We start from the raw sequence: 240 nt of genomic DNA on the forward strand, positions 1-240 counted from the left end.
GGAAGCATTCAGATTAACATCTGTATATGTCCAAGTTACCAGGGTTGTTCCTTGTGTTGTAATAGGAAGTGATGCATCGTTTGTTACAGTAACTATTCCACCACAATTATCAGTTGCAGTCGGTGCGGTTAAAGTAGTTACTTCACATTGTGCCGTTACGTTAGCTAAAGTTGCAACATCAGCAACAGGAGCAGTAACATCTGTAATTATTACATTTTGTGTTTGTGTGGAAGCATTCAA

At 38.8% G+C, this 240-nt stretch carries 1 protein-coding gene; it reads right to left on the reverse strand.

The window, feature by feature from the left end; genetic code table 11:
* Positions 1-240 (reverse strand): HYR-like domain-containing protein (locus ACVCXO_RS00020; protein ID WP_452227561.1); only part of this gene is annotated, 240 nt, incomplete at both ends.

This window comes from Lacinutrix sp. MEBiC02404, assembly GCF_053601575.1.